The following is a 22,820-nucleotide window of genomic DNA, read 5'->3' on the forward strand; positions in this document are numbered from 1 at the left end:
GAACGCGCCGGACCCCCTCGCAAAATCCGTACCAAAAGCCTACGTCGTCATTTTGCGGTGCAGTATACGCGATCTTGCGTATGCTTGCAGTGCACAAATTCGAGCCATCCTCACGGCACCAATCGCGTGTCCTCGAACAACAGTGGGGTGCTCATGTCAGACGAAGCGAACAAGGGCCTATTATCGCCGCTCCGGCGCAAATTATTGATGGGAATGGCGGCCGTGCCGGCCATCACCATGCTACCGCGAGCATCTTTTGCGCAGGCCCCAGCGACCTCGGCAGTCAACACCACGGGTCTCGCGGTCACCGACACCGAGGTGACGGTCGGCATCCTGCATTCGGCGACCGGCACCATGGCCATCTCCGAGACCGGCTCGATCGAAGCCGAAAAGCTTGCCATCGAGCAGATCAATGCCATGGGCGGCGTGCTCGGTCGCAAGATCAAGTTCATCCAGGAAGACGGCGCCAGCGACTGGCCGACCTTTGCCGAGAAGGCCAAGAAGCTGCTGGTCAACGACAAGGTCGCGGCGATCATGGGCTGCTGGACCTCGGCGTCCCGCAAGGCCGTGCTGCCCGTCATGGAGCAGTACAACGGCATGCTCTATTACCCGACCTTCTACGAAGGTCTCGAGCAGTCCAAGAACGTGATCTACACAGGTCAGGAAGCCACTCAGCAGATCCTCGCCGGCCTGAACTGGATCGCCAAGGAGAAGGGCGCCAAGTCGTTCTTCTTCATCGGCTCCGACTACATCTGGCCGCGCACCTCGAACAAGATTGCGCGCAAGCATGTCGAGAACGTGCTGAAGGGCAAGGTGGTCGGCGAAGAGTATTATCCGCTCGGCAATACGCAGTTCAATTCGGTCATCAACAAGATCAAGCTGACCAAGCCCGACGTGATCTTCACCGACGTCGTCGGCGGCTCGAACGTCGCGTTCTACAAGCAGCTCAAGGCGGCCGGCATCGACCTCTCCAAGCAGGCGCTGCTCACGATCTCGGTGACCGAAGACGAGATCGACGGCATTGGCGGCGAGAACATCGCGGGCGCCTATGCCTGCATGAAGTACTTCCAGTCGCTCGACAATCCGAACAACAAGACCTTCGTCCCGGCGTTCAAGAAGATGTGGGGCGAGAAGACCGTGATCGGAGACGTCACCCAGGCTGCCTATCTCGGCCCGTGGCTGTGGAAGTTGACGGTGGAGAAGGCGGGCTCCTTCGACATCGACAAGATCGCGGCGGCGTCGCCGGGCATCGAGTTCAAGGGCGCTCCGGAAGGCTATGTGCGCATCCACGAAAATCATCACCTCTGGTCGAAGACCCGGGTGGGACGCGCCAAGCTCGATGGCCAGTTCGAACTGATCTACGAGACCGCCGATCTGGTCGAGCCGGATCCGTTCCCCAAGGGCTACCAGTAAGACGAGATCTATCAGTTAGTCACGGCGTTCGTCGCCGTTTCCCTCTCAGGCAAAACCTCTCCCTGGCGTGGACCGCAAATCCACGCCCAAGACCCCCGCGTCGCGAACCTGCTCGCGACGCGGGACCCTTTCCCGACGGAGGACATCGATGTTCGGCGACTACTCGCTTGGTGACCTTGGCTCCATCTTCGTCATGCAGGGCTTTGCAGGACTGATCCTGTTCTCCGTCTACGTCCTGATGGCGCTGGGTCTTGCGATCATCTTCGGCCAGATGGGCGTCATCAACATGGCCCATGGCGAGTTCATGATCCTTGGGGCCTACGTCACCTGGATGACCTCGAGCTTCTTCCAATCCTATTTGCCGAGCCTGTTCAGCGGCTATTTCTTCCTCGCGATGATCCTGGCCTTTGTCGCATCCGGTGCGTTGGGGATGCTGGTGGAATGGGTGCTGATACGGCATCTCTACAAGCGCCCGCTCGACACGCTGCTCGCGACTTGGGGCCTCAGCCTGATCCTGCAACAGGCCTATCGCTCCGTGTTCGGCGCGCGCGAGGTCGGCGTCGAGCTGCCGCAATGGATGCTCGGCTCGCTGCACGTGACCGACAGCATCGAAGTGCCGATCAACGGCGTCTTCGTGATGTGCCTCACCGTCCTGATCACTGTCGGCGTCGCCTACGTGATGTACAAATCGCGCTGGGGTCGACAGGTGCGCGCCGTCGTGCAGAACCGCATCATGGCCGGTGCCGTCGGCATCAACACCGAAAAGGTGGATCGCTACACTTTCGGCCTCGGCTGCGGCATTGCCGGTGTCGCTGGGAGCGCCTTCACCATGATCGGCTCGACCGGGCCGACCTCCGGACAGCTCTACATCGTCGATACGTTCCTGGTGGTCGTGTTCGGCGGCGCGGCAAGCCTGCTCGGCACCATCGCATCGGCCTTCTCAATCTCGCAGACCCAATCCACCCTCGAGTTCTTCCTGTCGGGCTCGATGGCTAAGGTGCTGACGTTGCTTGCCGTTGTCGGAATCCTGATGCTGCGGCCGCAGGGTCTCTTCGCCCTCAAGGTCCGCAAATAACAAGAAGCAGGCAAGTCATGGTCATCAACTCACGCTTCTTCAATCGATCCGAGCTCATGGGCTTCCTCGTGCTGGCCGCCGTGCTGTTCGTGATCCTGCCGCTCTCGCTGGATGTGTTCCGTCTCAACCTCGTCGCGAAGTATCTGACCTACGCCTTCGTCGCGCTCGGTCTCGTGCTGTGCTGGGGCTACGGCGGCATTCTCAGTCTGGGGCAGGGCGTGTTCTTCGGCCTCGGCGGCTATTGCATGGCGATGTTCCTCAAGCTGGAGGCCTCCAGCGTCGAAAATACCAAAATCCAGTCGACGCCAGGCATCCCGGACTTCATGGACTGGAATCAGATCACGTCACTGCCACTGTTCTGGCAGCCGTTTCACAGTCTCGCCTTCACCATCCTCGCCATCATCTTGGTCCCCGGCATCTTCGCGCTGATCATCGGCACTGCGATGTTCAAGCGGCGCGTGGGCGGCACCTACTTTGCCATCATCACCCAGGCGGTGGCGGCCATCCTCACCATCCTGATCGTGGGCCAGCAGGGCTACACCGGCGGCATCAACGGCATGACCGACCTGCGCACCCTCAAGGGATGGGACATCCGGCCCGACCACGCCAAGGTCATCTTGTACTTCGTCGAAGTGGTGCTGCTGTTCGCCTGCATCGGCATCGCGCAGTTCATCCGCCTGACCAAGCTCGGCCGCATCCTGGTGGCTATGCGCGAACAGGAGGACCGCGTCCGCTTCTCCGGCTACAGCGTCGCCAACTTCAAGATCTTTGCGTTCTGTATGGCCGCGGTTTTCGCCGCGATCGGCGGGGCCATGTTCGCGCTCAATGTCGGTTTCATGTCGCCGTCCTTTGTCGGCATCGTGCCGTCGATCGAGATGGTGATCTACACCGCGGTCGGCGGACGGATGTCGATCTTTGGCGCGATATGGGGGGCCATTCTGGTGAACTTCGCCAAGACCAGCCTGTCGGAATCCTTTCCGCAACTCTGGCTGTTTGGTCTCGGCGCGCTGTTCATCGCGGTCGTGCTCGCTTTCCCGAACGGCCTGTCGGGGCTCTGGGCCGACTATGTGCAGCCGCGCGTCGACCGCCTTTTCGCCTCGCGCAAGAAGCCGGGCTGGAGCGACAATTCGGTTGCCGACGGCGCACCAGCAGAGTGAGGAGACCATCATGCTCGTTGGTCATCACGATGCCGATGCCATGCTGGCAGTGAGGAGATAGGTCATGCTCGTCGGTCATCGCGATGCCGATGCCACGCTGGCAGTGAGGAGATAGATCATGCTCGTCGGTCATCAGCCCAAGGAATTCCTGCTCGCGGTCTCCGGGCTGACGGTTTCCTTCGACGGCTTCAAGGCCGTCAACGATCTCTCGTTTTACGTCGAGGAGAACGAGATCCGCGTCATCATCGGCCCCAATGGGGCCGGCAAGACCACGGTGCTCGACCTGATTTGCGGCAAGACCAAGGCGACCGAAGGCTCGATCCAGTTTCGCGGGACCGAGCTGACCAAGCTGAAGGAGAACGAGATCGTCAAGGCCGGCGTCGGCCGCAAGTTCCAGACGCCGTCGGTGTTCGAAGACCTCACCGTGTTCGAGAATCTCGAGATCTCGTTTCCGCGCGGCCGCACCGTATTCGGCTCACTCACGTTCCAGCGTGACCAGCTGGTGAGGTCACGCGTCGGAGAGGTTGCCGAGATGATCTTCCTCAAGGACAAGCTCAACACCTATGCCTCCGAGCTCAGTCATGGCCAGAAGCAATGGCTCGAGATCGGCATGCTGCTGATTCAGGATCCTGACCTGCTGATGCTGGACGAGCCCGTCGCCGGCATGAGCGTGTCCGAACGCACCAAGACCGCCGAGCTGCTCAACCGCATCATCAAAAACCGCTCGGTGCTCGTGATCGAGCACGACATGAAGTTCGTCGAGGACATCGCGCACAAGGTCACCGTGCTTCACCAGGGCCAGATCCTCTCGGAAGGCACCATGGAAAAGGTGAAGAACGATCCCAAGGTCGTCGAAGTTTATCTCGGTCACTAAGGAGCGCGACGATGCTGGCTATTTCTGATCTTCACGTCGCCTACGGCCAGAGCGAGGTGCTGCACGGGCTCAACGTCAAAGTCGCGCCCAACGAGATCGTGGCGATCATGGGTCGCAACGGCATGGGCAAAACCACGCTGATGAAATCGCTGATGGGGATCCTGCCGGCCAAGAGTGGCTCGGTGACCATGGACGGCGCCGAGCTCGGCAGCCTGCCGAGCTACGAGCGGGTGGCCAAGGGGCTCGCCTATGTGCCGCAAGGCCGCATGATCTTTTCTACCATGACGGTGAAGGAGAACATCGAGACCGGCCTCGTGGTCTCCGGCGGAACCGAAGTGCCCGGTGACATCTACGAACTGTTTCCGGTGCTGCTGGAGATGAAGGACCGCCGTGGCGGCAATCTCTCCGGCGGCCAGCAGCAACAACTCGCGATCGCTCGTGCGCTGGCGACCAAGCCAAAAGTGCTGCTGCTCGACGAGCCGACCGAAGGTATCCAGCCGTCGATCATCAAGGAGATGGCGCGCACGCTCAAGCGCATCCGCGACGAGAAGGGGCTTTCAATCGTCGTGTCCGAGCAGGTCCTGAGCTTCGCGCTCGATATCGCCGACCGTGTGCTGGTGATCGAGAACGGCGAGATCGTCCGTGATGATCCGCGCGACGCCGTCGATGCCGCGCAGGTCTCGAAATATCTGTCCGTCTAACCAACCGTGTAAAAGGGGAGCTTCTCGATGCCAGAGACACTGATCAAGGTCGATCTCACCAAGTCGGCCTATGAAAATGACATGGTGCATAACCGCTGGCACCCCGACATTCCGATCGTGGCCTGGGTCAATCCCGGCGACGACTTCATCATCGAGACTTATGACTGGACCGGCGGTTTCATCAAGAACAACGATTCCGCCGACGACGTGCGCGACATCGATCTGTCGATCGTGCACTTCCTCTCCGGCCCGATCGGCGTCAAGGGCGCCGAGCCCGGTGACCTCCTCGTCGTCGACCTGCTCGACGTTGGCCCGATGAAGGAGAGCATGTGGGGCTTCAACGGCTTCTTCTCCAAGCAGAACGGCGGCGGATTTCTTACGGATCATTTCCCGCTGGCGCAGAAGTCGATCTGGGACATCAAGGGTCTCTACACCTCGTCGCGGCATATTCCGGGCGTCAACTTCGCCGGCCTGATCCATCCCGGCCTGATCGGCTGTCTCCCCGATCCGAAGATGCTGGACACCTGGAACAAGCGCGAGGCCGAGCTGATCGCAACCAATCCGACCCGTGTGCCCGGCCTCGCCAATCCGCCGTTCGCGCCGACCGCTCATGGCGGCCGCGCCAAGGGCGAGGTCAAGGACAAGATCGGAGCCGAAGGCGCGCGCACCGTGCCGCCGCGGGAGCATGGCGGCAATTGCGACATCAAGGACCTTTCGCGCGGCTCGAAGATCTACTTCCCGGTCTACGTGCCCGGCGCCGGTCTCTCGATGGGCGATCTCCACTTCAGTCAGGGCGACGGCGAGATCACCTTCTGCGGTGCGATCGAGATGGCCGGCTGGCTGCATCTGAAGGTCGAGGTGATCAAGGACGGCATGGCGAAGTACGGCGTCAAGAATCCGATCTTCAAGCCGTCGCCGATCACACCGAACTACAAGGACTATCTGATCTTCGAAGGCATCTCGGTCGACGAGGCCGGCAAGCAGCACTATCTCGACGTCACCATCGCCTACCGCCAGGCCTGCCTGAATGCGATCGAATATCTGAAGAAGTTCGGCTACTCCGGCGCCCAGGCCTATTCGATCCTTGGTACGGCACCGGTTCAGGGGCACATCTCCGGCGTCGTCGACGTGCCCAATGCCTGTGCCACATTATGGCTGCCGACGGAAATCTTCGACTTCGAGGTGATGCCGTCCTCGGCAGGTCCGATCAAGCACATCAAGGGCGATATCCAGATGCCGATATCGCCGGACAAGTAATCCCTGCGCGACCGGATGCGAGACGGCGTATCTGCCGCCCCGCATCCGCCGCGACAGTTCTCTCACAGACAACAGCGTAGGGATGATGCGATGCCGGTCTATGAATATCTCTGTGACGATTGCGGTCCGTTCAAGGATATGCGCCCGATGGCCGAATGCGACGATCCGCAAGCCTGTCCGCAATGTGAAATCATGGCGCCCCGCGTGATTCTGACCGCCCCGAACTTCTTCTGCATGCCGTCGGAGACGCGCAAGGCTCACGCCGCCAACGAGCGCAGCACGCACGCGCCGCAGACGCTGGCGCAATACAAGGCCTCGCATGGCCCCGGTTGCGGCTGCTGCTCCACGGGCAAGAATTCGTCAAAGAACGCGCCGGATAAGAACAAGCCGGCGCGGCTGGTGACCAAGACCAGGAGCGGTGCCAAGGGTTTTCCCACCGCGCGGCCCTGGATGATCAGTCACTGATTCACGCGGCAATCTCAAACAGAGTAGAGGAGCAATTCAAATGCTTCACGGTGACATCTCCAGCAGCAACGACACCGTCGGCGTCGCGGTGGTCAACTATAAGATGCCGCGCCTGCACACCAAGGCCGAGGTGCTCGACAACGCCCGCAAGATCGCCGACATGGTGGTGGGCATGAAGACCGGCCTTCCCGGCATGGACCTAGTGATTTTCCCGGAATACTCCACCCAGGGCATCATGTACGAATCCAAGGAGATGTATGAGACCGCTTGCGCGGTGCCCGGTGAAGAGACCGCGATTTTTGCGGAGGCCTGCCGCAAGGCCAAGGTGTGGGGCGTGTTCTCGCTCACCGGCGAACGCCACGAGGAGCATCCGCACAAGGCGCCCTACAACACCCTGATCCTGATGAACGACAAGGGTGACATCGTGCAGAAGTACCGCAAGATCATGCCGTGGGTGCCGATCGAGGGCTGGTATCCCGGCAATTGCACCTATGTCTCCGACGGCCCGAAAGGGATGAAGGTCAGCCTGATCATCTGCGACGACGGCAACTTCCCGGAGATCTGGCGCGACTGCGCCATGAAGGGGGCCGAGCTGATCGTGCGCTGCCAGGGCTACATGTATCCGGCCAAGGAGCAGCAGATCCTGATTTCAAAAGCGATGGCATGGGCCAATAATGTCTATGTCGCGGTCGCCAACGCTGCCGGCTTCGACGGCGTCTATTCTTACTTCGGTCACTCCGCGATCATCGGTTTCGACGGCCGCACCCTCGGCGAGTGCGGCGAGGAGGACTACGGCATCCAATATGCCCAGCTGTCGAAGCATCTGATCCGCGATGCGCGCCGCAACGGCCAGTCGCAGAACCATCTCTACAAGCTGGTCCACCGCGGCTACACCGGCATGATCAATTCCGGCGAAAGCCCGCGCGGCCTCGCCGTCTGCCCCTATGATTTCTACAAGAACTGGATCGCCGATCCCGAAGGCACCCGGGACATGGTCGAGGCGATGACGCGCGCGACGCCCGGTACCGCCGAATGCCCGATCGACGGCATCCCGAATGAAGCGGCGCCCACCAATTACTAAGCCGTTGCCCAAATCAGTGTGTGTGAAGGCGTGCCGCTCGCTCCCGTTGGGACGCGGCGCCGCCCCAGATGATCAGTCATTGATGTGAACGACGGTCAATATTGCGACCGAACCGAACACGCAAACGTCGTGGATCGACCAGGCTGCGCCGGAAAAGCGTGCCTCTGGTGCAACATGGTCCGCTGAATCAGTCCGGTTTTGCTGTCCCCCAGCGATTCCGCCGATTCCGTAGTTCCACGGAGGGGCCCGGCGGCCTAGTTTGCCGGCGGCGCCGCTGGGGAGCGCTGGACTGAGGGCATCAAAGTGGAATTTGGGCCGCCGAGGGCTGGTCGGATTGGGCGGCGCCTTGCCGCGGTCGCTTCGTCTGTCGTGGCGGTCGTTCTCAGCCTCGGCCTATCGGCGACACCTGCGCAGGCGGACTGCGCGCCCGACCCGGCGGCAAGCGGGCAGACCGTCACCTGTAGCGGCACCGATGCCGACGGCTTTGCGGCAAGCGGCGGCGTCACCAATCTGACCGTAAATGTGCTGACTGGCGCCAGCGTCAACGATAACGGCACGGCGGCGATCAACGTCAATGACACCAACGTCATCACTAACAATGGCACGGTGGCGGCGGGCTCGGGCCTCACCGGCATCAATGGCGGCAATTCGAACACCGTGACCAACAACGGCGCCATCACGGTGCTTGATAACGGCCTCGGTATCTCCGCGCTCGATCACAACATCATCATCAATGCCGGGACCGTCACCACCGGCGACCACGGCAGCGCGATCTCGGTAGGAAACAACAATAGCGTTAGCAACAGCGGTGCGCTGTCCATCGGCGCGTCGGGCGCGGGCATCTTCGCGGTCCAGAGCAACACGATCACCAACGCCGCGACGGGCACGATCACCGGACTCGATGATTCAATCGGGATTTTCGCTTCGTTCGGTGGCACGACCGTGACCAATGCAGGCGCGATCAAGGTCGGCGATTCCTCCGGCTTCTCCGGCGGCATCGTTGCGACCATGGATAACAACACGGTCACCAACACCGCCACCGGCACGATTTCGGTCGGGCAGGGTGCCGCTGGCATCTTTATGCAGGGTAGTTTTCAAATCGTCAGCAATTTCGGCGCAATCACGGCCGGCGACTTTGGTGCCGGCATCGCCTTGTTCGGTGATGACGCCAAGGTCACCAATAGTGGCTCGATCAAGTCGGGCGATGGCACGTCCGCCGGCATTGCGGTGCAGGGCAATCGGGTCGCGATCAACCAAAACGGGACGATCAGCGTGGGTCTGGGCGGTGCGGGCATCGCGTTTACGGGCCTGTCCTCCACGATCAGCAACAATGGACGGATCACAGGGGCCGATTTCGCCGAGGGCATCGTAGCTCTCGGTGATTCCAACACCATCATCAACAGAGGTACGATCACGGTCGGCGATTCCGGCTTCGGCATCGACGTCAGCTCGTTCACAACGACAAACCACGTTGTCAATACCGGAACCATCACCGTCGGTGCTGGCGGCGTCGGCATCAGCGTGAGCGGCGGGGCCAACGTCTTCAACTCCGGGACCATCAACGCTGCGGCCGGAATCGCTGCAATCGAGTTTTGTGTCTGCGGCCCCAACACGCTGACGCTAGGACCCGGCAGCATCATCAACGGCCTGGTGCTCGGCACTGGCGTCGACACGTTCCAGCTCGGAGGCATCGGCAAGGATACGTTCAACCTCGACCTGATCGGTCCCCTTCTTCAGTATGACGGCTTCTCGACCTTCAACAAGGTCGACAATTCGACCTGGACGGTGACCGGCACGGGTAATCAGGACTGGAACGTGCTGGGCGGCACGCTCACGCTGGCCGGCACCATCAATGGCAATGTGAGTGTCGCGGCCGGCGGCACGTTCGGTGGCGTCGGCACGGTCGGAAGCTCCATCTCCGTCAACGGCGGCACGCTAGCACCGGGCAGTCCCACTGGGACGCTCAACGTGTCCGGTGATCTCTCGTTTACGTCGGCGTCGCACTACATGGTGCAGGTCTCGGGCACCAGCAACGGCGTCGCGGTCGTCACGGGAACGGCGACGCTCGCCGGTGCCACGGTCGTCGTCGTACCGACCGGCTCGATCGCGAAGCACTACACGATCCTGAACGCGGGCACGCTGCCCGACAGCTTCAATCCGGTCGTCGCGGGTTTGTCGTCGAACCTGCATGCGACCCTGAGCTACGACCCCAACAACGTCTTCCTGGATCTCGCGCTGGGCTATGGCGGCGGCCTCAATATCAACCAGCAGAATGTCGCCAACATTCTGACGCACTACTTCGACAACACCGGCAGCCTTCCCGTGGTGCTGGCGAATCTCTCGCCGACGGGACTGACGCAAGCCTCCGGCGAATCAGGGACGGGATCGCAGCAGACGACGTTCAATGCGATGAACCAATTTATCGGCTTGTTGACCGACGTCTTCAGCGCGGGACGCGGCGGCGCACCGGGCGCGACGCGCTATGCCGACGAGACGAACGCGACTGCCTATGCCGCGACCCGCAAGAACGCCAGCGACGCCCTTGCTTCGATCTACCGCAAGGCACCGCCGCTGACATTCGAGCAGCGCTGGGACGTCTGGGCCGCCGGCTATGGCGGCTCGCAGGCGACTGACGGCAATGCGGCGCTTGGCTCGAACAACGCCACCAGCAGCGTGTACGGCACGGCGGTTGGTCTGGATTATCGCTTCTCGCCGTCGACGATCGTAGGTTTTGCGCTCGCCGGCGGCGGCACCGGCTTCAATGTCAACGGGCTCGGCTGGGGCCGCTCGGATTTGTTCCAGGCCGGCGCCTTCGTGCGTCACAACGCAGGACCGGCCTATGTCACGGCCGCGCTGGCCTATGGCTGGCAGGACGTCACGACCAATCGCATCGTCACCGCCGCCGGCGTGGATCAGTTGCGTGCGCAGTTCAACGCCAACGCGCTCTCGGGCCGTGTCGAGGGCGGCTATCGCTATGCCTGGCAGTGGATCGGCCTCACCCCCTATGCGGCGCTCCAGGCCACCGTGTTCAGCCTTCCGAGCTATTCGGAGTTCGCTGTGGTCGGCAGCAACGTCTTCGCGCTGAATTATGCCGCCAAGGACGTGACCAGCACCCGCACCGAACTCGGCCTGCGCGCGGACAAGTCCTTTGCCGCAGCCGGCGGCCTGATAACCTTGCGCGGCCGCGTCGCCTGGGCGCATGACTACAATCCGGATCGCACCATCGGTGCGGTCTTCCAAACGTTGCCGGGATCGGCGTTCGTGGTGAACGGCGCCGCCCAAGCGCACGATGCCGCGCTGACCACAGCGGCGGTGCAGATGAGCTGGATGAACGGCTGGTCTGCGTCGGCGACTTTCGAGGGCGAGTTCTCGAACGTCACCCGCTCTTACGCCGGCAAGGGCGTCGTCCGCTACGCGTGGTAGGCGCTACCGTTTCTGCTGCGCCGGCTTGCGGGGCGGTCGCGGAGCGGCGGCCGGTGTGGGTGTCCCGCTCATCTTGTTGGCGGCTTCGCTGACGTCGAGCAGCGAGCGACGGATGTCATCGAGGAAGTTCGCCGATTTCTTTTTCATGGTGTCGGCGAGTTCGTGCAATCCCTGGATCTTTTCAAACATTTCATCCGCCTTGCCGTCGGCAAAGCCGGGCACCACGCCTTCGATCTTTGTGACCGCCTTGTCGAAGCCCGCGAAGGCGCTGTCGACCTTGGCCATGACGGAGTCGATTTCGCCGCCCTTGCTCCGGAGATCGGCGGTGTAGTTCTCGAACGTGCGCAGGCCTTCCTTGATCGCCGGGGCGTTGCTGACGATCGTACGGTCGACGCTATGCAGGGTGTCGACGATCGATTCGGCATCGCTGAGATCGGCGGTCAGCACGGGGACGCCGTCGGAGTCCAGCGGCACTGGCGGCGCCGAGGGCGCGCCGCCGATCAGCGAGACCGCGGCGACGCCGGTGAGGCCCTGGAACTCGATGCCCGCGACGGTGTCCTTGCGTATCGGCGCGGTATTGTCGAGCATCACCAGGGCCACGACCTTGCGCGGATTGTCCAGCTTGATCGACAGGATTTGGCCGGCGGGGACGCCATCGAAATTGACCGGTCCGCCGCGGCGCAATCCGCTGGCGGAGCCCCCCTCGAATACCACGCGCAACTGGCTGCGGCTCTGGAGGGTGCGCCATTTCTGCACGCCGAGCACGCCGCCGAACGCCACGGCGATCACCGCCAGCGTCGCCGTTCCGATCACCAGATTGCTCGCGCGTGCCATGCGGGATGATTTTACGGCCAAAGCGGGGAAGTTGGAAGGATGATGGCGTGGCCGCAATAATAGGATGGGCGAGTTAGGGAAGCGTAACCCGCCACTTCCTCTCGCGTTTTGTCGCAAGGATTGGCGGATTACGCCGCGCTAAACCGCCCTCAGCGACATCAATGCCCGGCGGTGTTCTTGGCCGCAGCATTGTTCAGCACGATCAGGGCATCGACGGCGACGCCTGTTTTGGCATTGATCAGGAACGGATTGACGTCGATCGAGGCGATCCGGTCGCCAGCATCCGCGATCAGGTTGGACAGGCCGACCAGCGCCTTCACCGCGGAGGCCTCGTGCAAGGCCGGTTTGCCCCGATAGCCGCGCATCTTGATGCCGGCCTTGGTGCGGCCGATCAGGAGTCGAGCCTCAGCCTCGTCCAGCGGCGCGCCGGCGAGCGCGACGTCCTTCATCAGCTCGATGTCGATGCCGCCGGTGCCGAACAGCACGACCGGGCCCATCTCGGCATCGAGGGAGGCGCCGACCACCAGTTCCAGATCGGCCTTCACCTGTTGCGCGATCAGGATGCCGTCGAGCTTCGGCTTGCCCTCCAGCTTGCTCACCCGCGCGGTGATGTCGGCGAACGCCTTCTTCACCGCGGCCGGGTTGTTGAGATTCAGCACCACGCCGCCGATATCTGATTTGTGCAGGATCTCGGCGCTGACGACTTTGGCCACGACGGGGAAGCCGATCTGCTTGGCGATCTTCACGGCCTCGGCTGCCGTCTGTGCGATTGCCTCCTTCGAGATCGGGATGCCATAGGCCTTCAGCAGCTTCTTGGAGGCGACCTCGTCGAGCGCGGCGCCAATTGCCGATTTCAGCGCCTTCTCAAGCACGGCGCGCGCTGCAGGCTTCGAGCTGGAGACGATATCAGGCACTTCCTTGCGCAGCTTGGCGTAGTCGAGCAGCGACTTGATCGCAGTCACCGCGCGATCCATGCCCTGCATGACCGCGAGATGCGGCAGCGACTTGCGCAAGGTCTTGGTGAACTCCGTGAAGCCGATCGACATCGCGCTGATATAGATCACCGGCTTGCCGGCCCGGCTCGCCATCTCGTCGACGATGCGCAGATTGCGCTCGCGCAGCTCGTGCGGCGCTTTCGGCAGCTCGGCATCGATGATGACGATGTCGATATCGGGGTCGTCGATCATCAGCCCGATCGATTTCATGTAGACGGAGGGATCGACCACCGCGGCAAAGCCGGCGTCGAGCGGGTTGCCGACGATCGAGCCCGGCCCGAGCATCTTTGCCAGCTCCGAGCCGACATGCGAGCTGAGTGGTGCAAAATTCAGGCCTTCTGCATCGAAGGCGTCGATCAGCATGCCGCGCTTGCCGCCGGATAGCGTCACTGCGGCGAGCCGGTCGCCCCTGGGCACTGCGGCGTGGACGAAACATTCGGTGGTCTCGATCAGCTCGTCGAGCCCGCCGACCCTGATGACCCCTTCGCGCGTTGCAATGGCGTCGAAGGTCTCGATCGAGCCCGCGAGCGCGCCGGTATGTGCCATCGCCGCCGCGCGGCCGCCCTCGGACGCTCCGAGCTTGAGCGCGATCACCGGTTTGCTCGCGGCGCGCGCCGCCTTGCAGGCGTCCCGGAATGCCTTGGTGTTGCGCACGCCTTCGAGGTAGACCACGATCACCTTGATGCTAGGATCCTCGGCGAAATAGCGCATCAGGTCCGGCGTCTCGAGCCCGGCCTCGTTGCCGGTCGTCACCATGTAGCCGACCCCGACGCCGCGATCTTCCAGGGCCTGGCGGATCGCCATGACGATGGCGCCGGATTGCCCGGCAATCGCCACCGCGCCCTGTTCCATGGTGACGATACGGTCGTCGATATTGGTGAAGAGCTTTTCGCCCGCGCTCAAATTGCCGAGGCAGTTCGGGCCGGTGACCGCCAATCCCGTCTCGCGCACGGCTGCTTGCAGTTCGGCGGCGAGCTTCTGGCTTTCCTCGTCCTGCAACTCGCTGAAGCCCGAGGTGACGATGGTGGCCGAGCGCGCGCCGGCCGCGGCGGCATCGCGGATCACCTGCACGGCAAAGCGCGCCGGCACCAGCACCAGCACGTGGTCGGGCTTCTCCGGGAGGCTTGCAAAGTCCTTGTAGCAGGGGACACCCCAGATGGTGTCGCGCTTGGAATTGACGGGATAGAGCCCGCCCTCGTAGCCGTATTTGACCAAATTGTTCCAGATGCGCTCGGCATAGTTGCCGGGCTTGTCGGTCGCGCCCACCAGCACGATGTTGCGCGGATGCAGCATGGCGTGGATGCCCTTGACGATGTCGCTGGCATCGGGCGGCGGAGACCATGGGCGCGATGAAGCTGAGGCGGCAGATACGCGAGCTTCCATGGTGTGACCTCACCTGTTGTTCTTGTTGGCGGTGCGTCACTCTGTTCTATGGCGAGTTCTTCGGACTGGCAACCACGTGGGCGGGTATGCCGTGCGGTGGAATGAGCGCGCGCCAAGCCCTGGTGATCGACATTTTGGGATCACTGCTCGCGCCGTGGTTCAGTATCGCAGGATGCCGAGCTTGTAGGCGTAGTGATAGGCCAGCTGCTTCGTCAGATAAGGAGCGATGGCGCGCCGGATCTGCATCTGTGTCGGTTCGAAGCCGAGAATGCGTCGCCGCAGGATGCCCATCTCCCTGACGCCGACCGCATAGGTCGATGCCGTCTTTTGTGCGTCATGGATTCGGAAGCAGGCGAGAAATCGCGGCAAGCGTGCGAATTTGAATCCTGCGGCTTGCGCCCGCAGGATGAAGTCCCAGTCCATCGCGTAGTGTAAGCTCTCGTCGATCGGCCCGATCCTGTCCCACACGCGCTTGCGCCAGAACATCGTCTCTTGCGGAATGTAGTCGGCATATCGCAACGCCTTGCCGTCATGAGGCGGGAGCACGGCGCGGCCGACCTCGAGTCCCTCGCGATCGATGAAGACGCGATGGCCGTAGACGACGTCGACACGCGGATGTGCGATGAAGTAATTTGCGACATACGCAAGTGTCCCGGGCAGCAGCACGTCGTCGCTGTTGAGATAGGCCATGATCTCGCTCTCGGCGCCGACGAAGCCGAGATTGATGGCGCTGGATTGCCCCTTGTCCGGTTCGCTGCTCCAGCTCAGGCTATCGCCGCGCCTCTTCAGGAGACCGAGCGTGCCGTCGATCGAGGCGCCGTCCTGCACGTGATAATACAGGTCCGGATAGTTCTGGCTGACGATGCTGTCGATCGTGGCGCCGAGATATTGCGCATGGTTGTAGCTCGGAGTGACCATCGCGATTCTGGGCGCGCCCGGATGGATCGCAGGAGCTCGCGGGAAAGCCGTCAGGTTGAGCAGGCGCGGCGGATATTGCTCGAAGGTCCACATCGGCGGGCGGCGCCAGAGGCTCCGAAGCGAGGAGCGTCTTTGCCCGGCGGCGATAAGATCCTGGTTCCTCTCCAGGAGCGCGACGCGGCTTTCCAGCTGTTCGAGACGCTGCCTGAACTCCTCATCCATCACCGTCTTCTCGCAAATTACAGCGGAAATGCTCAATAGGCCATTCTGATGGGTCTGCGGTCGACGGCGCCGGTTCAGGGGTTCCATCGAGCGGCATTGTCCCTACAGGTCGGGCGGATTCAAGAGGGGGGTGCGGATCGATTGCGAACCGCTATTCATCAGTGCCGATCAGGGTAGCATGCAGGATGTAGCGCTCGGGGCCGGACGCGACGGCGTCGAACGGCCAGCAGGTCGCGAGCACGAGTTCGGCTGCCCGTGCCGCAGGATCGATCCCCGAGGCATCGAAGCGAACCACAGCGGAGGAATCCGCGCGAAAACGAAAGTGCTTGCCATCACTGCGTGTGACGTCGATCAGGTCACCAATGGCGACATTCCGCAGGAAACGGAAATGAGTGTCGCGGTGCGCTGCATATACGGCAACGCCCCGCTCGCCCGCGTCAGCCGTTTGGCGGATATGGCCGGGCCCGAAAGCGAGCGCCTGGCCGCTCGCGCCTTCCAGTACGATCGCGCGGGCGCCGATCCGCCTCACCTCGATTCGCGCAACCGGCCAAGTATCGGCCCATGACCATGGCCTGACCACTTCGCCGGTCGCAACGCTCTGGTCGAATGCGCGCTCCAGCAGCACCTGCGCGAGCCATGCTTTGGCATGGATGTAGGCGCCGTCGCCGAACAGGATGATGCCGATCAGGGCGAGAGCGAGGGGAGAGATGATGCGCGGCATTGTACTAATTCCCGTCATTGCGGGGAGCGAAGCGACGAAGCAATCCAGACTGTCTCCGTGGATGAGTTTCTGGATGCTTCGCTTGCAATGACGAAGGTGAGAGGGCGAGTTCAAAAAGGCGCGCGCGGCCGTTGGTGTGTGGGACGGGCAGCCGCGCGCGCTAACAGAGGAGTTCGGGGGGCTCCTCTCTCAAGCGGCGTCAGTGAGCAAGGACTGACGCCGCTTGAACACGAACAGGATCAGGGCGAGCACGACCAAGATCAGGCCTGCGGTCATTTTCAGCTCGGCCGAGGTCGCGGTCTTGGGCAGGCGGATCGCATCCGGTGCAGCGGGCGTCGGTCGCCTCGTGGCCGGCTGGTTGCGTGCATCGGCGTGACGCTCGCGGAGCTGCGCTGGGACCTGCTGTCGTTCGCCAAAGACCTTCGCGAAATCCCAACCGGCCGGCAGGTTGATCGGCGATTCGCTGGGCTTGAGCGGCTCGCCTTCGGGACGGCTCGGCGTCTTGTCGACCGCGACGAGGCTGGTGAGCCGCGTGACGATCTGATGGTCGAGCGCCAGTGCCAGGATTGCCTTGTCCGAGTCTTCGGGCGTCATTTCGCGCAGGGTGCGCGCCACTTCGGCATCGGCGATCTTGCGCTTGGCCCAAAGCTTCGACAGGCCGTTGCCTTCGGCCGTATTTTGCAGCGGCAGCGTCACCGACCATGGGCGGTCACCGACGCGGCCCTTGATTTCGACCGAGCCCGCAAGCGTGTCGAGCTTTGCCGCCAGCACCAGCGGCTCGTCGCGATAGACGTCGGGAATGATCGTCGGTGTGACGTCGGCCTTCGCTTCGGAGAACTTTACGCTCAGCCCGGTCACGGCCGGGTTCTCGAGCTTGGCAAACAGGCCGCGCATACGCTCCTCGACCTGCTCGACGGAGCCGATATGGGTGAAGGCACCGCGGCCGAGCTCGGCGGCGCGCGTCATCAGATAGGTGTTGGGCGCCGACCCGATGCCGACCATGAACACGCGCGAGCGGCCGCGCATCGCCGTGATCGTTTCGAACAATTGCTGCTCGTTTCCGATCGCACCGTCGGTCAGGAATACGACCTGGCGAACCATGCCGGCGTCGCCAAGCTTGTCGGTCAGCGCGGCCCGCATCGCCGGCACCATCTCGGTGCCGCCACGCGCCTGCAGCGCGCTGACGAACGAGGTGGCTTCACCGACACGCTCGGCATCCGCCGCGACGGAGACCGGAAACAGCACGTCCATGGTATCGTCGAAACGGATGACGTTGAAACGGTCGGTCGGCTGGAGACGGGAGAGCGCGTAGGTGAGGCTCGCCTTGGCCTGAACGATCGACGTGCCGCCCATCGAGCCGGAATTGTCGATCACGAATATCACCTCGCGCGGCCGCGGCTTCTGCGTCGCCTGCTCGGCGGCGGGCGGGGTGACAAAGGCAAGCAAATAATCGGCGTCGCCGACGCGCTCGCGAAATAAGCCGACCGACGGCGCCTTCACGGCCGCTGGCTTCCAGGTCAGTTCGAAATCGCGGTCGGCAGCCACGGCACCGTCGGCAAGCGAGACGATTCGCATCGTATTGTCCGGGCTCGCGACCTTGACGTTATGATGGGGGCTCGTGACCTCGCCGAGCGCAAAGCCGGCGTTCAGACGCACCGTGATGCTGGTCGGATTGACCGGTGCATTCCTGGCGGGATCCAGCACGGGCGGCGAGATGCGGTCGCGGTCCGGCACCGGGTCCGAGTTGGTCGCGCCCCAGCCGGAGCCATCGTTGCGGAAATCGACGCTCTGGACGATCGGCGCCGGATTGTAGCGCGGCCCGACCACCAGCGGCAGGCGCAGCGAATATTCGTTGCCGGATTGATGCACCGGCTCCTGATATTCGATCTGCACCAGCACGGTTTCGCCGGGGCCGATATTGGCGACCGAGTTGGTGAAGATGTTCGGCCGCTCCTGTTCGGTGAGCGCGGCCTTCTGGCCGGCGCGGCGCGCCTCTTCGTAGATCATGCGCGCCTGTTGCCGCTCCTTGATGTCCCCGACGATGACGCGGTTGCCGACCACCATCTTCAGCGAATCGACGGCGCCGCCCGCGGGGAGCGGATAGACATAGGTGGCCTCGACCCAGTCCTTGGTCGGGTTGCGAAAGATTTGGGTGACTCGTGCTCGCAGTGTCGGGCCCGACACCGTGATGTCGACGTCGATGCCGAGGCGGATCGCTTCCGTGTAGGCGCCATCCTCCTTGAGGAGGAGAGACCCGGATTTGGCATCGCCGGGCTGGAGCAGGCTGGCCGGCTCCGTCGTCGCCGACCAGCCCGGCTCGAAGCTCACCAGCAGGGCCACGAAGGCGACCAGCATCACCGCGATGCCATGCGCCAGAAGGAACAGTCCGACCACGATCAGTCTGCCCAGCCAAGGGTGTTCGTTGCTGTCCGTCGTGTCATAGGTATCCATTTGGCCTGCTCCCGAGCATGTTTGCTGGCCCCGAGCATCCGCCGGGACGGCCCGATTTCGCGAGCAGAATGATCGGCAATGTTCCGCCACGGCCGGCCCGGCCCGCCGCCTCCGAGATGGCGAAGTGCGGTTTTGTGCTGGTTTGTCCGTCCTGCTAGGATGTCGTCCTGGAGCAGGGCCACGATGCAGACGCAGGACAAATTCACCGACAAGCAGCTGTCGGACGAGCAGAGCCGCGAGATCGCGGAGACCATTCGCGAGGAGCTCGCCAGGCGCCGGATCTCCCGGCAGGCGCTGGCCGAGCAGGCCAAGCTCAGCCTGTCGACGCTGGAGAAGGTGCTCGGCGGCCGACGGCCGTTCACGCTGGCGACCACGGTGCGGCTGGAGCAGGCGCTGGGCGTCTCCCTGCGCAGAAGCGCCGCCGTAGTGACGCCTCCGGCCGCAAACGATGTCGCGCCCGACAGCCTCGGCTCCTATGCCCATCGCGCGGTGACGTGGCTCGAGGACGTCTACATCACGCTGCGACCGTCGTTCGGCGACAAGGACGCGATCTTCGCCTACCGCACCGAGATCGTCTGGGAGCCGAAGGTCTCTTCACTGGTGTTCCGCGAGGGCGAGCGGACCGATGCCGCCTATGAACACACCGGCGAGGTCGCCGTGCCGCATCAGTCCGGCTTCATCTATCTCGTCATCATCAAGCACGGCCAGCATCGCGTGATCACTGTGTCGCGGCCGACGGTCGCCGGCGAGATGTACGGGATCATCTCGACGCTCCGCGCCGGTCCCGGCTCGCAGCTGACGCCGATCGCAGCGCCGATCGCTTATGTGCCGCTCCGAAACTTCGCGAAGCCCTCGCTGGGTCGGGTCGCGCCCGGCGATGCTAACCACGAATTGTACCAAAAGCATCTGCGCCGAACGGTGGAAGAATCGTTCGCGCTGTTTCTGTCGGTATAGCCCGCAAGAAATTATCCGGAATGACGAGCATGCGTCTATAAGGGGACATGCAGGACGCGTCCGCACTCTACGACGGCGAATCTCCGCTGTTCTCAATCATTATCCCGCTCGAATCTCACCGCGGGCAGTGGGAGATGTCCTGGCTCGGCTGGACGTCGCAAACTGCCGACACATCGCTCTACGAGATCATTCTGGTCGTGCCTCCGGATTTCACGGCACGCGAGCAGTTGAAGGCGCTGGCCGGCAACAGGGCTCGCCTCGAATTCACCGATTCCGAACACGACATCGGGCTCTGCGCATTCGGCGCGACGAAGGCGCGCGGCAGCTATCTGTTCTTCACGGAATCGCACTGCCGGCCCGAACCCGACGTGATCGAACTCTGCATTCGCGCGATCGATGCTCATCCCGATTGGGCCGGCTTTTCCTGCCGTTCGATCCCGATCTGCCATAACCGGTTATCCGTGGCAGAGGCCGCCATGTACCAGGCCGACATCGAGTTCGGTATGAAGCAGCATCCCTGGCGCAAGGTCCTGGATCAGTGTTTCGTGACGCGGCACGACGTCTACCGGGAATGCGGCGGCCTGCGCGAGGAGCTCGGTCATTTCGCCGAATGGGTGCTCGCCGCCGCCTATCACGCGAGAGGTCATTCCATCGGCTATCTCGAGGAGGCGCGCTTCCATCACTACTATGTCGGTGAGATCGGTGAGCTGAAGCAATTCACGCTCGACTTCGTGCAAGGCGAGATTCGCTATCTGAGCGAAGCCCGCAACGATGCCGGCAGCGAGCTGCTCGACATTCCGGTCGAGTGGAGCTCGCGGAGCGAGGCCGGCGCGTCGCTCGCCCGCAATGCACTGAACGCGCTCCTGCGCTCCAGCCTCGCTGACGGCGGGGGAGGGCCTGGCGAGAAATGGCTGGCGCTATGGCGTTGGGCCGTGCCGGCGCTGCTCGGCGGCCTCGGCGCGCGCGGTTTCGCGCGGCTGGCGGCATGGCACGCGCGGGCCGTGCTGGTCGCTGTGACGGCCGCCGGATCGAGCGATGCGATCGCGCGATGGATGCGGCGATACATCGCCGCGCTGATCCGGCATCAGAGGCTCGATTGCATTCATCGTCTCGGACGAGATGCGGGACCTGTTGACGGGCTCCTTGGTGAGCGCGTTGTCGCGCAGATCGGATTCCATGCCGAAGAGTTCTCTGCCGGTCACACTTTCCGCTGGAGCGAACCAGAGGCAGCCGTGCGCATCAAGGGGAAGCCGGGCCGCACCATTGTCCGCGTTCGAAGCCCCGCACTTCGCGCACCGCTAGATACGATAGACACGCGATTCTATGTCGATGGTACGGCCATCCGCCCCGAAGCGGTCGTGACCGGTTATGACAGCTACACACTGAGCCTCGATCTGCCGCCGTCAGGCATCGCCACCCTCGCCTGGGCATGCCCCATGTTCAGGGGCGTCGGCGATTCGCGTCGTCTCGGCCTGCCCGTCGCGGGCATCGACGTCGGCGACGACATGATCGAGGTTGAAAGCGCGGGAACAGCGCCGTCGCTTGTTTGAAAAGAATAGCGGCCCTTCGGCCGCTATTCGGTCGGTTCAGGCTGTTGCTCTCAATCGAACTAGCCGCCCGTTTCGGCGCTGATGATATCGCCGAACAGTTCCCACTGGCCCTTCTTGAACCGCCACATCTTGAGCTGCTCGATCGGCGCGAAGTCCGTGGCGGAGGTGTTGATCTTGATGCCCGGGATCAGTGTGTCGGGCACGAAGTCCTTGAGGCTCGCTGCCTGCTTCATCACATTCTCACGGGTCAGATTGTCGCCCGCCTGCTTCAGCACCTGCACCATGGTCTGGGCTGCGGCATAGGCGTAAACCAGATTGGCGTCCGAAATATTTGCACCGGGTATGTATTTGTCGACGAAGACCATGAACTTCTTCATGCCCTCATCATCCTTCCACTGCGGATCCGACGCATCCTTCAGATAACCAGCCGACAGCACCCCTTCGGATGCCTCGAGGCCGGCAGGCTTCATCACCGCGCCGATGGACACCGAGACATCGGTCATGAGATGCATCGGCTTCCACTCCAGCTCCGCGATCTTCTTGATCGCCTGCGCCGCGAATTTCGGCGTGGCGATGTTCACGAAGACATCGGCGCCGGTGCCCTTAAGCTTGACGATATGGGCGTCGATCGAAGGCTCCGACGTCTCGTAGCTCTCTTCTGCCACGATCAGTTTCGATGCCTTGTCGCCGAACACGTCCTTAATGCCGGCGAGGTAGTCCTTGCCGAAATCGTCGTTGGCATAAAAAATCGCGACCTTCGCGTCCGGCTTCTCCTTCAGAATATACTTCGCGAAGATCTGTGCCTCGACGCGGTAGCTGGGCTGGAAGCCCATCGTCCAGGGAAAGTTCTTCGGGTCATTCCACTTGCTGGCGCCTGTAGCGAGGAACAGCTGCGGCACCTTCTTGGAATTATGATATTTCTGCACGGCGGTCTGGGTCGGCGTGCCCAGCGCGTTGAACACCAGGAAGACCTCGTCGCTCTCGATCAGCTTGCGGATCTGCTCAACGGTCTTCGGCGGCGAGTAGCCGTCGTCGTAGGAGATCCAATTGATCTTTCGGCCGTTGATGCCACCCTGGTCGTTGATCATCTTGAAATAGGCTTCCTCGGTCTTGCCGATGACCCCGTAGGCGGAAGCCGGGCCGGAATAGGCCTCGACATTGCCGATCTTGATCTCGGTGTCGGTGACGCCGGTGTCGTACGCCTTTTGCGCATACGCGGTTTGGGCTGTCAGCAGCACCAACGCCGTTGCTGCGGCGAGCAGGGAGAGTTTCTTTTTCATGAAAATTCCTTGGCTTTTCTGGGTTGGAACACGCACGTCAAAAAGAAAAGTGCCCGCGAGAGGGGC

At 62.7% G+C, this 22,820-nt stretch carries 17 protein-coding genes; 11 read left to right on the plus strand and 6 right to left on the minus strand.

Translation table 11 applies throughout. From position 1 onward, the window contains the following. The first annotated feature begins 153 nt into the window (after positions 1-153). From urtA to ACFQX9_RS09025, 9 genes are all read left to right on the plus strand, one after another. The gene (urtA, locus tag ACFQX9_RS08985; protein WP_018455941.1) at positions 154-1,413 is read left to right on the plus strand and encodes an urea ABC transporter substrate-binding protein; all 1,260 of its coding nucleotides are present in this window, start codon (positions 154-156) and stop codon (positions 1,411-1,413) included. Positions 1,414-1,561: 148 nt separating this feature from the next. Continuing rightward, a complete protein-coding gene (urtB, locus tag ACFQX9_RS08990) occupies positions 1,562-2,488 on the plus strand; it encodes an urea ABC transporter permease subunit UrtB (RefSeq protein ID WP_018455942.1) in 927 nt (308 codons plus the stop codon). A 17-nt stretch (positions 2,489-2,505) separates the two neighbouring features. Continuing rightward, entirely contained in the window at positions 2,506-3,645 is a 1,140-nt protein-coding gene (gene urtC / locus ACFQX9_RS08995; protein WP_018455943.1) for an urea ABC transporter permease subunit UrtC, read from the plus strand. Positions 3,646-3,763: 118 nt separating this feature from the next. After that, entirely contained in the window at positions 3,764-4,519 is a 756-nt protein-coding gene (gene urtD, locus ACFQX9_RS09000; RefSeq protein ID WP_018455944.1) for an urea ABC transporter ATP-binding protein UrtD, read from the plus strand. Between the two features lie 11 nt (positions 4,520-4,530). Next, positions 4,531-5,220: an urea ABC transporter ATP-binding subunit UrtE gene (urtE, locus tag ACFQX9_RS09005; protein WP_027514532.1), complete on the plus strand. Its 690-nt coding sequence runs from the start codon at positions 4,531-4,533 to the stop codon at positions 5,218-5,220. A 27-nt stretch (positions 5,221-5,247) separates the two neighbouring features. After that, on the plus strand, positions 5,248-6,477 hold the full coding sequence (fmdA, locus tag ACFQX9_RS09010) for a formamidase (protein WP_377787841.1): 1,230 nt from the start codon (positions 5,248-5,250) through the stop codon (positions 6,475-6,477). 90 nt (positions 6,478-6,567) lie between these two features. Continuing rightward, the gene (locus ACFQX9_RS09015) at positions 6,568-6,942 is read left to right on the plus strand and encodes a zinc ribbon domain-containing protein (protein WP_018455946.1); all 375 of its coding nucleotides are present in this window, start codon (positions 6,568-6,570) and stop codon (positions 6,940-6,942) included. 40 nt (positions 6,943-6,982) lie between these two features. Continuing rightward, a complete protein-coding gene (locus tag ACFQX9_RS09020; protein ID WP_085348669.1) occupies positions 6,983-8,023 on the plus strand; it encodes an aliphatic amidase in 1,041 nt (346 codons plus the stop codon). 303 nt (positions 8,024-8,326) lie between these two features. Next, on the plus strand, positions 8,327-11,446 hold the full coding sequence (locus ACFQX9_RS09025) for an autotransporter domain-containing protein (RefSeq protein ID WP_377787846.1): 3,120 nt from the start codon (positions 8,327-8,329) through the stop codon (positions 11,444-11,446). 3 nt (positions 11,447-11,449) lie between these two features. Here ACFQX9_RS09025 and ACFQX9_RS09030 read toward each other — a convergent pair whose 3' ends face one another. The 5 genes from ACFQX9_RS09030 to ACFQX9_RS09050 all read right to left on the minus strand — a co-directional run bounded on the left by ACFQX9_RS09030 (position 11,450) and on the right by ACFQX9_RS09050 (position 18,970). After that, positions 11,450-12,280 carry an MlaD family protein gene (locus ACFQX9_RS09030; RefSeq protein WP_377787849.1) on the minus strand — a complete coding sequence of 277 codons (831 nt, stop codon included), beginning with the start codon at positions 12,278-12,280 and terminating at the stop codon, positions 11,450-11,452. Between the two features lie 158 nt (positions 12,281-12,438). Further along, positions 12,439-14,658, minus strand: a complete 2,220-nt coding sequence (locus ACFQX9_RS09035; RefSeq protein ID WP_377787852.1) for an acetate--CoA ligase family protein — start codon at positions 14,656-14,658, stop codon at positions 12,439-12,441. A gap of 159 nt (positions 14,659-14,817) precedes the next feature. Continuing rightward, entirely contained in the window at positions 14,818-15,798 is a 981-nt protein-coding gene (locus tag ACFQX9_RS09040; protein WP_377787855.1) for a glycosyltransferase family 2 protein, read from the minus strand. 151 nt (positions 15,799-15,949) lie between these two features. After that, positions 15,950-16,519: a class GN sortase gene (locus ACFQX9_RS09045; protein ID WP_085348665.1), complete on the minus strand. Its 570-nt coding sequence runs from the start codon at positions 16,517-16,519 to the stop codon at positions 15,950-15,952. 189 nt (positions 16,520-16,708) lie between these two features. Next, positions 16,709-18,970, minus strand: a complete 2,262-nt coding sequence (locus tag ACFQX9_RS09050; RefSeq protein WP_377787859.1) for a marine proteobacterial sortase target protein — start codon at positions 18,968-18,970, stop codon at positions 16,709-16,711. A 183-nt stretch (positions 18,971-19,153) separates the two neighbouring features. Between ACFQX9_RS09050 and ACFQX9_RS09055 the strand changes: the two genes are divergently transcribed. Both ACFQX9_RS09055 and ACFQX9_RS09060 read left to right on the plus strand, forming a co-directional pair. After that, the gene (locus ACFQX9_RS09055; protein ID WP_007598058.1) at positions 19,154-19,924 is read left to right on the plus strand and encodes a helix-turn-helix transcriptional regulator; all 771 of its coding nucleotides are present in this window, start codon (positions 19,154-19,156) and stop codon (positions 19,922-19,924) included. Between the two features lie 47 nt (positions 19,925-19,971). Beyond that, a complete protein-coding gene (locus tag ACFQX9_RS09060; RefSeq protein ID WP_377787864.1) occupies positions 19,972-21,474 on the plus strand; it encodes a glycosyltransferase family 2 protein in 1,503 nt (500 codons plus the stop codon). A gap of 59 nt (positions 21,475-21,533) precedes the next feature. Here ACFQX9_RS09060 and ACFQX9_RS09065 read toward each other — a convergent pair whose 3' ends face one another. Then, positions 21,534-22,754 carry an ABC transporter substrate-binding protein gene (locus ACFQX9_RS09065; RefSeq protein WP_377787867.1) on the minus strand — a complete coding sequence of 407 codons (1,221 nt, stop codon included), beginning with the start codon at positions 22,752-22,754 and terminating at the stop codon, positions 21,534-21,536. Positions 22,755-22,820: the final 66 nt, after the last annotated feature.

Origin of the sequence: Bradyrhizobium sp. GCM10028915, assembly GCF_042666195.1 — a bacterium.
Classification (GTDB): Bacteria; Pseudomonadota; Alphaproteobacteria; order Rhizobiales; family Xanthobacteraceae; genus Bradyrhizobium; species Bradyrhizobium canariense_D.

What these genes read in the sequence shown, in the direction of transcription:
- urtA (WP_018455941.1), top strand. Translation starts at nt 154, where the DNA reads ATGTCAGACGAAGCGAACAAGGGCCTATTATCGCCGCTCCGGCGCAAA.
- urtB (WP_018455942.1), top strand. Translation starts at nt 1,562, where the DNA reads ATGTTCGGCGACTACTCGCTTGGTGACCTTGGCTCCATCTTCGTCATG.
- urtC (WP_018455943.1), top strand. Translation starts at nt 2,506, where the DNA reads ATGGTCATCAACTCACGCTTCTTCAATCGATCCGAGCTCATGGGCTTC.
- urtD (WP_018455944.1), top strand. Translation starts at nt 3,764, where the DNA reads ATGCTCGTCGGTCATCAGCCCAAGGAATTCCTGCTCGCGGTCTCCGGG.
- urtE (WP_027514532.1), top strand. Translation starts at nt 4,531, where the DNA reads ATGCTGGCTATTTCTGATCTTCACGTCGCCTACGGCCAGAGCGAGGTG.
- fmdA (WP_377787841.1), top strand. Translation starts at nt 5,248, where the DNA reads ATGCCAGAGACACTGATCAAGGTCGATCTCACCAAGTCGGCCTATGAA.
- ACFQX9_RS09015 (WP_018455946.1), top strand. Translation starts at nt 6,568, where the DNA reads ATGCCGGTCTATGAATATCTCTGTGACGATTGCGGTCCGTTCAAGGAT.
- ACFQX9_RS09020 (WP_085348669.1), top strand. Translation starts at nt 6,983, where the DNA reads ATGCTTCACGGTGACATCTCCAGCAGCAACGACACCGTCGGCGTCGCG.
- ACFQX9_RS09030 (WP_377787849.1), bottom strand. Translation starts at nt 12,280, where the DNA reads ATGGCACGCGCGAGCAATCTGGTGATCGGAACGGCGACGCTGGCGGTG.
- ACFQX9_RS09035 (WP_377787852.1), bottom strand. Translation starts at nt 14,658, where the DNA reads ATGGAAGCTCGCGTATCTGCCGCCTCAGCTTCATCGCGCCCATGGTCT.
- ACFQX9_RS09040 (WP_377787855.1), bottom strand. Translation starts at nt 15,798, where the DNA reads ATGGATGAGGAGTTCAGGCAGCGTCTCGAACAGCTGGAAAGCCGCGTC.
- ACFQX9_RS09045 (WP_085348665.1), bottom strand. Translation starts at nt 16,519, where the DNA reads ATGCCGCGCATCATCTCTCCCCTCGCTCTCGCCCTGATCGGCATCATC.
- ACFQX9_RS09050 (WP_377787859.1), bottom strand. Translation starts at nt 18,970, where the DNA reads ATGGATACCTATGACACGACGGACAGCAACGAACACCCTTGGCTGGGC.
- ACFQX9_RS09055 (WP_007598058.1), top strand. Translation starts at nt 19,154, where the DNA reads ATGCAGACGCAGGACAAATTCACCGACAAGCAGCTGTCGGACGAGCAG.
- ACFQX9_RS09060 (WP_377787864.1), top strand. Translation starts at nt 19,972, where the DNA reads ATGCAGGACGCGTCCGCACTCTACGACGGCGAATCTCCGCTGTTCTCA.
- ACFQX9_RS09065 (WP_377787867.1), bottom strand. Translation starts at nt 22,754, where the DNA reads ATGAAAAAGAAACTCTCCCTGCTCGCCGCAGCAACGGCGTTGGTGCTG.